This window comes from Mariniblastus fucicola (assembly GCF_008087665.1).
In the GTDB taxonomy this organism is placed as follows: Bacteria; Planctomycetota; Planctomycetia; order Pirellulales; family Pirellulaceae; genus Mariniblastus; species Mariniblastus fucicola.
The window spans coordinates 2,920,945-2,935,458 of the sequence record NZ_CP042912.1 but is presented as its reverse complement, the minus strand read 5'-3'; the positions used below and the strand labels follow the sequence as shown (position 1 = coordinate 2,935,458).

11 protein-coding genes are annotated in these 14,514 nt (G+C 53.1%); 2 read left to right on the top strand and 9 right to left on the bottom strand.

Annotated elements, in window-relative coordinates:
* Window positions 1-55: 55 nt before the first annotated feature.
* The 8 genes from MFFC18_RS10800 to MFFC18_RS10765 all read right to left on the bottom strand — a co-directional run bounded on the left by MFFC18_RS10800 (window position 56) and on the right by MFFC18_RS10765 (window position 8,886).
* The gene (locus MFFC18_RS10800) at window positions 56-1,690 is read right to left on the bottom strand and encodes a type II secretion system minor pseudopilin (protein WP_084417463.1); all 1,635 of its coding nucleotides are present in this window, start codon (window positions 1,688-1,690) and stop codon (window positions 56-58) included.
* Window positions 1,687-2,568 carry a hypothetical protein gene (locus MFFC18_RS10795; protein ID WP_075086532.1) on the bottom strand — a complete coding sequence of 294 codons (882 nt, stop codon included), beginning with the start codon at window positions 2,566-2,568 and terminating at the stop codon, window positions 1,687-1,689. The genes MFFC18_RS10800 and MFFC18_RS10795 overlap by 4 nt, the downstream gene beginning before the upstream one ends.
* 2 nt (window positions 2,569-2,570) lie before the next feature.
* Window positions 2,571-2,975: a type IV pilus modification PilV family protein gene (locus tag MFFC18_RS10790; protein WP_075086533.1), complete on the bottom strand. Its 405-nt coding sequence runs from the start codon at window positions 2,973-2,975 to the stop codon at window positions 2,571-2,573.
* Window positions 2,972-3,598 carry a prepilin-type N-terminal cleavage/methylation domain-containing protein gene (locus tag MFFC18_RS10785; protein ID WP_075086534.1) on the bottom strand — a complete coding sequence of 209 codons (627 nt, stop codon included), beginning with the start codon at window positions 3,596-3,598 and terminating at the stop codon, window positions 2,972-2,974. The genes MFFC18_RS10790 and MFFC18_RS10785 overlap by 4 nt, the downstream gene beginning before the upstream one ends.
* An 11-nt stretch (window positions 3,599-3,609) precedes the next feature.
* A complete protein-coding gene (locus tag MFFC18_RS10780) occupies window positions 3,610-4,053 on the bottom strand; it encodes a type II secretion system protein GspG (protein WP_075086535.1) in 444 nt (147 codons plus the stop codon).
* A gap of 86 nt (window positions 4,054-4,139) precedes the next feature.
* On the bottom strand, window positions 4,140-5,363 hold the full coding sequence (locus tag MFFC18_RS10775; protein ID WP_075086536.1) for a type II secretion system F family protein: 1,224 nt from the start codon (window positions 5,361-5,363) through the stop codon (window positions 4,140-4,142).
* A gap of 44 nt (window positions 5,364-5,407) precedes the next feature.
* Entirely contained in the window at window positions 5,408-7,105 is a 1,698-nt protein-coding gene (locus tag MFFC18_RS10770; RefSeq protein WP_075086537.1) for a GspE/PulE family protein, read from the bottom strand.
* Between the two features lie 434 nt (window positions 7,106-7,539).
* Window positions 7,540-8,886 (bottom strand): hypothetical protein, encoded by a 1,347-nt coding sequence (locus tag MFFC18_RS10765; RefSeq protein WP_148618807.1) that lies wholly within the window; start codon window positions 8,884-8,886, stop codon window positions 7,540-7,542.
* A 128-nt stretch (window positions 8,887-9,014) separates the two neighbouring features.
* Between MFFC18_RS10765 and MFFC18_RS10760 the strand changes: the two genes are divergently transcribed.
* Together MFFC18_RS10760 and MFFC18_RS10755 are read left to right on the top strand one after the other, a co-directional pair.
* A complete protein-coding gene (locus MFFC18_RS10760) occupies window positions 9,015-10,685 on the top strand; it encodes a DUF1553 domain-containing protein (protein ID WP_084417465.1) in 1,671 nt (556 codons plus the stop codon).
* A gap of 122 nt (window positions 10,686-10,807) precedes the next feature.
* The gene (locus tag MFFC18_RS10755; protein ID WP_075086566.1) at window positions 10,808-12,124 is read left to right on the top strand and encodes a DUF1501 domain-containing protein; all 1,317 of its coding nucleotides are present in this window, start codon (window positions 10,808-10,810) and stop codon (window positions 12,122-12,124) included.
* Here MFFC18_RS10755 and MFFC18_RS10750 read toward each other — a convergent pair.
* On the bottom strand, window positions 12,121-14,490 hold the full coding sequence (locus tag MFFC18_RS10750) for a diguanylate cyclase (RefSeq protein WP_162273994.1): 2,370 nt from the start codon (window positions 14,488-14,490) through the stop codon (window positions 12,121-12,123). The two genes, MFFC18_RS10755 and MFFC18_RS10750, sit on opposite strands and share 4 nt — an antisense overlap.
* Window positions 14,491-14,514 lie beyond the last annotated feature (24 nt).

The following is a 14,514-nucleotide window of genomic DNA, read 5'->3' as shown; positions in this document are numbered from 1 at the left end:
AAAACTGATTCGGTATGAGTATTATAAATTGCGGGTCGACGGCAAACGTCGAAATTTATCGATCCAACTGGCTGCCAACGGCCTGCAGTTCCGATCCGAGGGCTTCAATGGAATAACCCGTCTGCAGATGGCTTTTGTCGCGCCACATCAGGATTTGCGGGACCGGTGACGTTGTATCAAACACCGCTTCTGCCCGTGACGTTCCTCGTCCGTCGCCAAAATACCCGACAATTTCCGCTCGATAGACGTCGCCACCGGCGCAAATGTAGGGCATCAGCAATTTCATGGTCTCCTGATCAACCAAGCCTTCGGCCAACAGAAACGTTTCGTACTTTCGGTTTTTGTCCAGAAAGTCAGGATCATCCAATTCGATTTCGCGATAGCTAATAATGTTCCCAAGCAACTCGTCATCGTCAGCGATGACCGGGATTCCGGACAGGACGGCTCGGGAAGCCTGACGAATATTAATGCGTCCCGGAACAGCCAATCCTTCATAAACCGTCAGCGACTGCATTGCGATTACCAGTGACGGATCTCCCGGAGAAGAATTCAACGGCGATTCCACATAAACTTCATTGCCGTCATCGTCCTGCGTTTTATAGACGATATCCATGAAGTCGATCACAGTGCGGAACTTGTTCAGCTCATCAGGCTCAGTCGTTTCAGGGATCTCAAATGAGATCTGCGAGGCCGTCACAAAATTGGCTTCCTCCGGATCGTCCGGGACACCCTCTTCATAGGTCCCCAGCCGCACCATGATGATGAAGTTCGCCCAGTCGTCGTTAAAGACAGACTTCAGGTCATCGTAGAGCTGATCGAGATCGTCCGCGTTGATGTTGATTTTCTGAATGCCTTCGGCCGTGAGATTGCTTTCCTTACTGTAGAGCGTCAAATAGTTGGCCCAACCGAGCATGGTTTCTGCTTCGGTTAAAGAAACGTCGCCCAACGATGCCTCGGATTCATCCAACACACCATTGCGATTTGTATCGAGTCCGAACAGCAATTCAGGAGTCACGCCACGCACCAGGAGCAACTCGTCGATACTATCCAGCGGTCCATTTTTCGCCTGATAGGCAGGACTGAGTCCGCGGTAGTAGCTGCTTTCCGTTCCGTTTTCGCGTTCTTCGTCATCAAGGTCAATGAAGTCCAAAATCGCGTCGGCAATCTCTTCTTCCATGTCCGGTAATCCCATCAGGATTCCTCGAGCGATCGTCGGTTCCTCTTCGCTCAACGCATCGTAGTAGTCATAGTACGGTAAAACGTTGATGTTGATTTTGCTGGACTCGTTGACCACGCCGTTACGAGTTCCTTCCGGGATACCATCATCATTGAGTCCCGGCGCGACCAGCGTGAAACGACCGATCGAAGAGTTTCGCCCCGGGTTGTTGATGTCCGCCACCGCGGCAACGCCCCGAAAAGTGTCCTCGTTGTTCCACAGCCCGCCGCTTTCGACAATTTCGCTTTCCGGACGGGCCAGAAACATACGAGTGTATTCCATTCCGGATTCAACCAGATACTTCGACTGAATTCGGCGTGTCATCACGCGAGCAGCCTGCTCCTCAACCAGCATCAGTGAGGAAAAAGAAAGCACCGACAGCGCCAAAATGGCAACCGTGACGAGGACGATCAACAGTATGGAACCACCGCGATCATTTCGGCGTATTGATTTAAATCTATGCGAGGAAGTCATTCTTCTTCCTCCAGGGCAGGCTCGGCCATCGGCAGAAACACGGTCAATCGCTCCTGAGTCATCACGGTACGATCAAATCCGTTGTACTGATAGCCAGTACTGGCGGACGACGTACGTCGGGGATCGATGATCAGAGTAATTTCAATCGCGGTCGGGAATCCACCTTCTTCTTCGGAGTCCCATGAGTCCGTCCAGTCGTTGCCATCAAAGTATTTGAAGTTGATTTCGGCGACTTCCGAGGCAACCAGTTCAGCGAAATCGTCAGGCATCACCTGTAGGGTTTCATCCCCGCGAAAGTTGGCAACCGCGCGGTCGATTTCCCGTCGATACATCCCACCGGTGATTTCGTTCTCGCGTCGAGAAATCTTGGGATCGTAGCCGCCTTTTTCAGCGCTGAAAAAATAGGAAATCGATTTGATGTCCGAAACGGTCGACTCTCGCTCCGACGTTTTTTCCAACAGCGGATTGTACTGATCAAGTCGCGGCAATCGACTGATGTCAAGCATGATCGCGTTCGAAGTTCCGAGCATCGTTGGACGAAACGAAACTTCTTCCTCGTCGAAAATCTGATCCTCTTCCTCACGTTCTTCAATGACGCCGTCCATCATCGCGTAGGTTTCCAGCAGCACGTTGAGCCCGCCATAATCAGTCGCTTTGTATTGAATTGCAGATCGAATATCGTTGGCCATCATCGTCAACGAATTCCGAGCCACCAACTCGCGTTCGACCCGCGCCTGTTGCTTGGCAACCTGAACCATGTAGGCGTTGATTGCGCTGGCGATGCCAGACATTACGACGACCATCAGAGCCATCGCCAATATCAACTCAAGCAGATTGTAGCCATCGCGGCGAATCCGAATTTCCTTCCCGAGCAACATTGCTAGTCCCCACTTTCTGATTCAAGTGGGTCGTAGTCGGGATCAACCACCAACCGTGTCAGCGAAACCGCGATTCGAGGTTGAAACTCAGTATTCTCTACCGTCACGATTGCCGTCAGCAAACCGGGAACAGGCGCATCCTGGATTTCGATCGAATAGACCCAACCTTCTTCGTTGGGAATCGACTTGGTGGAAACGGAAGCCGGTTCAATGACTCCGGCTGACAGTTCTGCCATCGCGGAATCTGCAAAGCGATTGCCCATGCCGACCATTCTGGCGTTGCGGACGCTGCGATAGCCAAGCCAAAATCCGTGTCCGATAACCACCATCGAACCACCGAGAATGGCGATCGCGAGAATGACTTCCAGCAAGGAAAATCCACCACGTTTTCGTTTCAATCGGATCATCGCATGCTCTTGAGTCGAACCGATTTGGAAAGGCCAGTCAGCCCACGCAGCTGAATTTCAACGATGCCGCCGATCTGGTTTTGCAAAACAACGCTTGCGTTCTGCGACGTTCCATCGGGATAGAACAGGATTTGCTGCAGCCCACCGCCGCCCGAACTTTCTGTGCCGGAAAGCACTTCCTCAGCGCGGGCGTCAGACAAAACTTCTGTTGCGGCAAAGGTAATGCCACCAGGAAGAAGATTGTCTTCGAATCCGGAGTTTCCCGTTTGATCGACGTTGCGACGATCGCGACTGGCTCTGGCAATCTGGTCTCTCGAGTTGGCGAAAGGCCCCGAGTCAAACCAGTTGCTGCCTCGGGCGATGAACACAGCGTACACATCGCCTTCCTTGATCGCATCGACGCGAGCTTTTCCCATCGCAGCACGAACCCGGTCAGCACCACGATCGAGCGCTGTCCGCTGGAACATGCGATTGACTGACGGAGCAGCCATGCTCATGACCACAATCACCACCGCCATCACCAACAACAACTCGATCAGCGTAAATGCCGACCGACCGTGTTTTGGCCGAACGCACGAAGCGGTTACGACGCGCGAATTCAGGATGTGGCGGAATTGAGTCATCGACAAACCAATTACTGATCGTTGTTGCCAGGAATATCGTCTGCTGTGCCTTTGGCGCCATCCGGTCCATTGGACGAAACAAACACGCGATCCTGAGCTTCGTTCGCCGAGTAAGTGAACTCATTTCTCCACGGATCTTTTGGAATTTTCGCATCGCGGAAGTAAGGTCCGCCCCACTCCGCTTGCGTCATGCCGCTTGGCAACACAACCAGGTCCTGCAGCGAACGCGGATACGTTTGCATTTGCAGTTTGTAAGCCACACAAAGGTCTTTGATCTCTTTGATCTGAACCTTGCAAGCCTTGATGTTCGAAGCCGTTCCCAGACGGGTGTAGGCAACGGTTCCGAGGCCGGCGAGCACGACGAGGATCGCCATCACGAGCAACAGTTCCAAAAGCGTGAAACCTTTGCGGTTACCGCGACGGTGTGCTTGACGCACCATGGTCTTGAATTTCATTTCATCTACTCCTGATAGTTAAGTTTGTATTTTGTTTCAAGGAAAGTGTTCATCAACGTCAGCCAGACGGAATCCAGCCAGCGACATCAACCAACGGTTTGGCCCATTTTCATGATCGGTAGCAGCAACGCAACGACGACAAAAAGAACGACGATCGCCATGATCAAAAGCATGAACGGCTCGATCAGTTTTACGGCAACATCCAGCCGCCGCATCGTCTGTTTCTCAAGCTGATCGGAAATCGTAATCAGAACCGTGTCCAGCGTGTTTGATTCTTCCGCGACACTAATCATTTCGGTGACTTCGATCGGAAAATGTCCCGATTTCTCCAACGGCTTGGACAACGTCTCGCCGCTGGTCACATTTTCGCCGGCCTTTTCGATCGCCAGCGAAAGGACGCGATTGCCGGCAGCTTCACGGCTAATTTCCAGACCGCGCAAAATCGGTACACCGTTCTTCATCAGCGTACCCAAGACGCGGCAAAAACGGGCCACGGCTAGACTGAGCAGGATTGGGCCGACCAAAGGAATCTTGAGTTTGACGCGATCGACAAACATCTTTCCGGCTTCGGTCGCAAGTTGGCTGCGAATGACCGCAAACAGAACTCCGACTACCAGCACGATGATCAGCCCGTAATTTCGCAGCGTATCACTGAACCACAGCAACCATTCGGTTACCGCTGGCAATTCGCCTTCGGCTCGCAACGATTCGAAAACCATCGCGAACTTGGGAACGAAGAAGATCACCAGAACGGAGACGATCAGCGATCCCATCGAAGCCAGAATCATCGGATAGATCATCGCCCCGACAGTTTTGGCTTTCAGGTCAGCCTGCTGTTCTGTGAACGTTCCGACTCGATCGAGCGCGTCTTCCAGGAAGCCACCTTCAGCACCGGCTCGCGACATATTGATCGCCATGTCGCTGAAGATCGAATCGTGGCGGCGGAAGCAGTCCGACAGCTCTTCGCCGTCTTCGACTCGGGCAACGACATCGTTGAGCGCTTCTTTCAGCTTTTTGTTTTTGGCCTGCTCTTTCAGCAGATTCAACGAGCGAATCAGAGGCACGCCGTTTTCCAACAGCGACGCCAGCTGCGAATAGAACGTCGCCATCTTCTGATCGTTGGGCTTGCCGCCAAACTCAAAATTCATCTCCAGCGACTTCTTCGTGCTGGCCGCGGCATCGGTCACGCTAACAGGAAACAGCGAATCGCTGGTCAGCCGTGAAATCACGTCCGCCTCGGAATTCGCCGTCATCGAGCCCTCGATTTTGGCTCCTGACGTGTCGCGTGCTATATAAGTAAAGTCTGGCATGATATTGCGAATGCGGATTCGACGTCATTGCGAATGACGAACGACTACCCGAGTCGGTCTCCTTTTGTGATTCGAAGAATCTCCTCAACAGAAGTATCGCCAGCGATCACCTTTCGCCAACCGTCGTCTCGCAGCGTTTTCATTCCGCCAGCAAGACAGGCTTTCTTGATCTCCCATGTACTGGCACGTTCCTGAGCCAATTCGCGGACAGCTTCAGTCGTAACCAGAAGCTCATAGACACCCATTCGACCCGAGTAACCAACGTTGCGACATTCGCGGCAACCGGCTGGTTCATAAAGCGAACCTTGCAGCTGATCGACCGGGAAATCCTTCGGCAGATCGATCTTTGACGGATCCACCTGACGACGACAGTTCCGACAAAGCCGTCGAACTAGTCGCTGAGCCATCACGGCTTCAACGGTACTCGCCACAAGGAATGGCTCGACGCCCATATCACACATACGCGTAAACGCACCGGCCGCGTCATTCGTGTGCAGCGTACTAAATACAAGGTGACCGGTCAGCGAAGCCTGAATCGCATTTTCGGCTGTTTCGAGGTCACGAATTTCACCGACGAGCACGACGTCCGGGTCATGACGCAAAATACTTCGCAGTGACGCGGCGAACGTGAGACCGATCTTTGAGTGCACCTGAATCTGGTTGATGCCGGCCAGCTGATACTCAACCGGGTCTTCGGTCGTAATAATTTTCGTCGACGCGTCATTGATTTCGATCAGCGAACTATAGAGCGTCGTCGTTTTACCAGAACCCGTTGGCCCGGTAACCAACACGATACCGTGCGGAATCTTGATCAGCTCACTGAACGTGGCGTAGGTATCCGGAGCCATCCCGAGGCTCTGCAGCTCGAACACCATCGCGCCTTTGTCAAGAATACGCATGACCAGACTCTCGCCGTGAATCATCGGAATCACCGAGACACGAACATCGATCTCGCGACCTTTGACTTTCAGTTTGATTCGGCCGTCTTGCGGAAGTCGCTTCTCCGCGATGTTCAACCGAGCCATAATTTTCAGGCGGCTGATGATCGCGGCGCGAAAGTGATTGATTTCCGGAGGAATCGGCTGAGTATGCAGCATCCCGTCGATGCGGTAGCGGATCACGATTTGATCCTGCTGGGATTCGATGTGCACGTCGCTCGTCCGCGACTCGATCGCTTCAAGCAGAATTTCGTTCACCAACCGGATCACGCTGGCTTCCTGAGCCATCTCCGAAAGTTCGCTACCATCGGTTTCGATGTCTTCGAGAAGCTCGACGCCGTCTTCGATTTTTTGCTTTACCAATCCCTCGATCGTCTCGCCACCGACACCAAGATGCGTCTTGATCAGCTTGGCGATTTCAGACTTCTCAGCCAGAACCGGCTCGACGACCAATCCCGTCGCAGCGCTAACTTCGTCCAGCGGATAATAGTCCGACGGATCTGCCGTCGCGACGATCAGCGTCCCGTTCTCTTTGCGAACGGGAAAGATAATTTGGCGATAGATGACTTTTTGCGGAAACGTTTCCAACAGCGTCAAATCGACTTCGGTGTTTGCCAGATCAATGAACTCGACGCCGAACTCTTCGGCCATCGCATCGTAAGCAGCATGCCGATCGACATACTTCTTCCGATCCAGCTCGGACAACAACGATTCGCCATCGAGTTCTCTCGAGGGATCGATTTGAGACAGTTGCTGGTCTGATATGAGACCGCGTTCAACAAGAAGTTCGCCGATATGATTCATAAGAGTTTGGTGCTACCGAGGGCAGGGATTCTTGACGCCAGACCCTCCAATTTAGATCAAAGCCTAGCGTTCACCAAAGACAGCTTTTGATTGCGTCCAAAGTCCCGGGTGGGGGCCATTTCCAACGGCAATTGTACCAATGGTTCGGGATTTACGGAGTCGCGAGGAAAGTGAAGTCGACGAGTCAACCGTAAGAAACGCACTGCCGTGTTGGGGTGAGGGAAGCGCCAACGGCGCCAACAGTGCGTTTCTTGCGAGCGACCGACATCGGCTTTCGCTGCTCCCCCTATCAAACCCAAAGTTTCTCAGGAGGTTTCGAGCAATTCCAAATGTTGCCAGAAACGATTTTCGCCGCTCCAAACGTTGCCTTTTCGGCCAAATATCACCGAAGGTATCGCGGTTTGACCAACACAAGAAGAACACTCAGCCAACCGTTAAGACAGCCAGAAGGGTGCCGGCAGTAGAAAGACATGGTTTTCCAGCAGGCTCAACGTGCCATTCCAACTGATGTAGCGCGTCAGATAAAAGATAACTGCAAACAGCAACGAAACCGGCGCGGCAAAGAACTGAATCGGATACCGCAACCACCAGCGAACAGGTTTCTCTTTCTTCGCAGCGCGACCAACCGCCCAGCCCGCGATCATGCGACTCGGCCAACCGAATGCGATGAACAGCAGCGACAGCGACCAGAGAAACTCAGCCGGAACCTGCTCAATCTTCAACAGAAAAAGCGGCAACGCCAAAAGCAAAATCAGAAACAGGCTAAACAGATGAGCCATCGGTGCTCGCGAAAACAAACGCATCACCTGAAGCGGCTCAAAGAACCGACGCAGCTTTCCATCGGTCGCGAAATGCGTCTGCACGAATGGCAACAACGCGAACACGGGAACGGAGACCACGATTCCGATGAACAGACACAAGCCCGCCAGCCCGGGTTCGTCGCTGGTGGAACCCGCCAACATCAGGGTCGGGATCGCCAGCCAGCACAGCGTCCCGAACAGGCCTTTGAGCCCGAGCATAAAGTAGCGAGGAAGCTCCAGCTCGAAAAGGAAATTCTTCACCGAATCGTAAGACGTCGCGAACAGGTTCTCGGTGAACAGCCGTCTCAAAAAGATCGCTGGCAGGAACCAGTCCGTGATCGGTTGTGCGTTGCAGATGTCAGCAACGAGCTTTGGCGAAATCCAGCCGACGGTGATCGAAAGTAGCTTGCGTGTAATACTCGAACGGCGTACCAACCAGATCGCCAGGGAAAACGGCGCGATCAGCGGCCAGAAAAAGTATCGCAGCTTTCCGCCACAGATGATGGCAGCGAAAACGTGAGCCACCGTTGCGAAGGTGATAAACCATTGAGCGATCTTCAGAGCGATGGTTTGACTGCTGGTCGGATCAATGATCATGGCGTCCATCCAGAACCCGGACACAAATCGCGCCGGCCAGATCAACAGCCAGGCACCAAGCATGATTCCACCCAGGTGCATGGCTTTGCGGATTCCGGAAAATTGGCTGCGGAACGATTGTCCTCGCGCGGCACTACCACTCGAATCGAGTAAGTAGCCGAACGTGATCAGTTGCAAAATGGGAACGTTCGCCAGCAGCGCCAACAGAAAGATCGTGCTGCAGATACCAAAGATTCTTGCACACATCCGCGAGCAGAATCCGGCGATGCGAAAGGGCCAGCTTTGCGTGCCCTGACTGGGAATATCCAATGGATCGGTCGCCAGCGAATCGAGATCCAACTCCGCAACGATCTCTTCAGCCGCGGAAGTGGAAATTGAAAGCATCTGGCCCGGATTTTCCATGGATAGCTAACCAGTCGAAGAATTCGAAACTTGGTGATTTTTTCGCAAAACTTTGTTCGATACCAAAGTGTACTATGCTTTGAGGAAATTGTTTCAGAGAAAGCAACGTCGTGAATTCCAACAGACTGAATCTGGTCGCGAAGAACGTTTTGTTTCTTTTGGTCTGCGTGGGCAGCGGAGGAGTGCTTTCGATTTTCCTGACTTCACCGACGGCGTTGACGGCACCGAAATCGTGGAAACCGAAATCGAATCGAGCCGCGAGCGTGACCGAAGTCGTTGGCTCGATTGACTCCGCTTTCGATGATCAGTGGTCTGACGCGGGACTGGAAGTCGCCAACGTAGCGGACGACTGGCTGGTGGCTCGCCGGTTGTCGCTGGGGCTAACCGGCACAATTCCTTCGGTTCAGGAATTGAAGACGCTTGAACAGCAGCCATCGGACCAACGAATCTCGTGGTGGGTTTCGCGATTGCTTGATGACAAGCGAACGCATGACTATATGGCCGAGCGTTTGGCTCGTGCGTGGGTCGGCGTTGAAGGTGGGCCCTTTCTACTTTACCGTCGCCGCCGATTTATTGCGTGGCTGTCAGATCAAATCGAAAGCAATCGACGCTATGACTATTTGGTCAAACAGCTGCTGACTGACGAAGGCATCTGGACGGATTCGCCGGCCGTAAACTTCTACACGCGAAACATCATTCCGGATTCTGGCGAGGAAGACAAACCGGATCCGATTCTGCTGACCGGCCGAACGGTAAGGGCGTTCGTTGGCATGCGGATCGATTGTCTGCAGTGCCACGATGATTTTCTGGACAACATCTACGTCGGGGATCCAGACGGGCCTCGCAACGGAGAACAAACTGACTTTCATTCGCTGGCGGCGTTCTTCGGCGGAACTCGAGCCAGCTTTTTCGGCATCAAGGACATTTCAAACGAAAACGCTTCGTGGAAATATCAACTGCTTCACGACGATGAGGAAACGGAGATCGAACCGGCGGTTCCGTGGTCGCCGGAGTTGCGTCCGGAAGGCATGCCGCTGCGGAAACAACTGGCTCACTGGGTGACGCATCCGGAAAATCGTCCGTTCTCTCGCGCGATCGTGAATCGCATGTGGGCGATCATGGCAGGGCGTCCGATGATGGAACCGGTTGATAACATTCCGCTTGACGGGCCTTTCCCGGAAGCGATGGAAATCCTGGTGGACGATTTCATCGAGCACGAGTTTGACCTTCGCCGACTGATTCGACTGATTGCCAATTCAAAAGCGTATCGCCTGGAGAGCGTGGCCGATCACGAGATCACTGCCGAGCATGAACGTGGCCTGGCGGTTTTTCCAATGAGTCGTTTGCGGCCCGAACAGATGGCCGGCGCGATTTCACAGGCCGCGTCGCTGCGTCCGATCGATGAGAGTGCTCACATTTTTGTGCAGCTAAGAAAGTTCGGAGAGGTGACTCAGTTCGTTCAGCGTTACGGCGACCCTGGCGAAAACGAGTTCGAACAATCGGGCGAGACGGTGACGCAAAAACTGTTGATGTTCAATGGGGAGATGGTGAACACGCGTATCGGCGACGAGTCGTTTTCGTCAGCGCACATCGCAGGTCTGTCCCCCGACACCGAAACAGCGATTGAAACAGTTTACCTTGCAGCACTTTCGCGACGCCCGACGGAGGAAGAAGTCGGCTACTTCCTGCAGCGTTTTGAAGAACACGGCCAGCGCGAACGTGGCGTGATGCAGCTGTATTGGAGTTTGATTAACAGCCTGGAATTTGGCTGGAATCATTAGAGTCAGCTTGAAATCCACGTTTTCATTTTGAAGCACGACTTCCACCCGAAGCCATGCAACGTCCGGGCTACTCCAACCCAACCGACCAACTCAATCAAATTACTCCAACGCAAAGTAAAACGATGGAAGATCATAGCTGCGGCAGCATCGAACACATTCGACGTCGAACGCTCTTAAAGATGGCTGGCCTGAGCGGGCTATCGTGGCTGACTCCGTTGGGGACTGCGCTGGCCCGGCATTCCGAACACAACCCATCCAAACGTCCGCTTTCGCTGATCGTGCTGTGGCTTGAAGGCGCCCCCAGCCAACTGGAGACTTTCGACCCGCATCCGGATACCGAGATCGCTGCTGGCAGCAAAGCCATCAAGTCGAGAGCTCCGGGGATTTTGTTGGGCGAAGGCCTGGTTCAAACCGCAGAGCAAATGGACTCGATTTCTCTGGTTCGTGCGCTGACTTCGCGCGAAGGAGATCATGAGCGAGCGATCTACAACATCAAGACCGGATTTCGGATGGATCCGACGCTGAAACATCCTTCGATTGGCAGCATCATTTGTCACCAGCTGCATACCGATCGCGACAGGACCGTAGACATTCCTCGCCACATTTCGATCCTGCCAGGCCAAATGCCCGGACGCGGTGGCTACCTTGGAGATCAATTTGACGCTTTCAAAGTTAATGATCCGGTCAATCCAATTTCCGACATCAACGCTTGGGTTGATGACTCGGAACAGAAATCGCGATTGAAAGATCTTTCGTTTCTGGATAAGCATTTTCTGGAACGCAACAAGAACAACAAAGCCGTCGCGGGCTCTCTGGGGACGCATCAACAACAGGCTGCACTGAAGATGATGTCGTCGGAGCAATTGGAAGCTTTCAACGTCAAAGACGTTTCCGAATCGGAGCGGTTGGCTTATGGCGATAGCCCTTTCGGTCGCAGCTGCCTGGCGGCGTTACGGCTGATTGAGAAAGGCGTCCGCTGCGTCGAAGTCACGCTCGGCGGATGGGACACGCACGCCAATAACCATGAACTTCAGGCCGGCCGAATCAACGTGCTTGACCCTGCGTTTGCCAATTTGATCAAGGAACTCAAGAAGCGGGACCTGCTTGAAACGACCATGGTGGTTTGCGGTGGAGAGTTTGGTCGAACACCGCACGTCAATCCACTTGGCGGACGAGACCACTGGCCTCATGGGTTCAGCATGGCGATGGCCGGCGGCGGAGTCCAAGGCGGCCGGGTGATTGGCGAGACTTCTCCGATTGTGTCCAAAACGGAAACGAAACCCAAGTCGTTGTTGAAAGACTCGCATCCGGTGAAAGACATTCACGCCACGATTCTTTCCCAAATGGGAATCGACTACGAACAGGAACTCGATACACCGATCGGCCGGCCACTTGCTGTTTGCGAAGGCTCGCCGATCACATCGCTGTTGGACGTTTAATCAGCGACGATCGATTCAGCGGTCTGAACGAACGTGTTGCGAGACTCGCGACAGATCTGCATGACCTCGTTGGCAAGATTCAGTACTTCTTCCAAATCAGCCTGTGGCGTGACACCGATGGCGTCGTCCAATCGATTCGCAACTTCGTCGACTTGCGAATCACCGCTGGCATCGGCGCGAAGTTGCTGGACCACGTTTTTGATCTTTTCAACGTCCTCATCGCTCACAGCAACATAGAGCTCTTCGATGTGCTCACCGATTGCGTTGGCCTGCTGGGTGCTGAACACCGGGCGACCTACTTCTGATTTTGGTTTGTGAACTCCGGAACGCACATGCTCGCACAGGATCGAAACCACCTGCGGATCGAACTGCCCTGGCGAGTTTCTTTCCAGCTCCTGCAGTGCTTCGTCCTCCGACATGGCGGGACGATAAACGCGATCATTGGTCATCGCATCGAAGGCGTCACAGACCGTCATAATTCGTGATGCCAATGGCATCAACATCACGGTGTCAGTGCCGACATCGTCCGCAGAAAACTCCTGATGATGTGATTCGATGTAGTGAGCAATTTTCTCAGACGACAAAGCACTTCTGACGATTTCAGCACCAATGTCATCATGCTTTCGCATCACCACCCACTCTTCTTTGGTCAATGGACCAGGCTTGTGCAGAATGGAATCGGGAACTCCGATCTTGCCAACGTCGTGCAGCAATGCCGCAACTTCCAGTTGATATAGCTCGCGACGATTCATCAACTGTTCGCCGACGATCACGGACATGTCTGCGACGCGAATTGAGTGTTCGGCCGTCCGAGGACAACGAAACGAGAGCGCCGAAAGCAAACCGGTAACCGCGGTGTACGGGATCTCCTTGCCCTGTTCCGCTTCCGCGACGGCAGCTTTGTCGATCAGCTCCTTGTACTCAAGACGCTTGTCAAAACGTACGACTTTATTTCGCCCCGAACCCTTCGCGAGATACAGGCTCTCATCCGCCTGATCAAGCAAATGCTGGGCATCCATCGGAATGAACTGACGACACGACAAACCAAGACTGGCTGTAAACTTCACACCGCTGGTTTCAGATTGCTCAATCAATTGGCGCAGATCATTCGCAAACGACTCGCACTGATCGACGGTAATTGACGGGATCAGAACGACAAATTCTTCGCCACCATAGCGACATACGATTCCCCGATCACCAACGGACTCCCGCAACAAATGCCCCATCAGGACGAGGACTTCGTCACCGATTGAGTGCCCGTGCGTGTCGTTGATGTTCTTGAAAAAGTCAATGTCCAACATCAACAGGTTGAGCAGTTTGCAGTCCTCATCGTTCCAATATTTCTCAAACTGGTCAAAGAATGATCGGCGGTTCATGCATTTCGTTAATGGATCGTAGGACGCGAGAAAGTTCAATCGTTCGTTCTGACGAGCGACTTCGTCTCGCGAACTTCTCAACGAACCGATAATTTTGGCCAGTTCGGAGTTTTTGTTTTCAAGTGCGGTAACGTCATCAAAGCTAACCAGAACGCCACGAACTTTTTCTTCACCGTTGTAGATCGGCGTCGCGTTGACAGCGAATTTCTTCAACGTCGAATCAGGAAGCGTGAGACTTAGCACATGACGGGCGACTCGTTGCTGGTCTTCGAGGCAAAGTTCCCAAGGCATGCCTTCATCAAGTTCCGTGGCTTCCTTTTGCCAGCCGAAGTCTCCGATCTTTCGCCCGAGAATGTCTTCACCAATCGATGATGTTATTTTTTTGAACGACTCATTGGCATGCGCAATCTCTCCGTTTCCATCAAGTAGAACAAGTCCTTCGGCCAACGTGTCCAAGGCTGAACGAACACGACTGGGAACGACATTTGACGGATTGAGGTACTTCAGGGATTTGGAAAGAATGACCCACGCGAACAGAGAACTGGCCGTGAACACAAACGCGACCAATCCAAACGGAAAGGAAAGCCACAAGATGTTGCCGGAAAACTGATAGGGAGCGAAAACGATCTCCAGCTCTCCCCACGGCTGTTCACTGGCGAGAATTTCGACGCTAATTTGTTTCGCGGCATCATTTCGATGATCCAGATTCCAATACTCGACATGCGGACCAAACGTCATCAGGTGCTGTTCGCTGTTGGTGCGTCGCACGCCGATTGAAACGATATTGTCGTCGCTCTCAACGGTCCGTTCAAGCAACTTCTTCAAATTGACCTGACGTCGATTTTCGGCATACGTGGCGACATTCACCGCAAGGGTTCGCGCCGTTCCAATTCGACTTCTGCCCTGTTCGAGCGCCGGATCAGGAACCAATCCAATCGCTGCGGCGATCCAGATCAACGACGCGCATCCGATACCGATGCTTAGAGCCATTCGAGTTGCGGATCGGATTTTTGT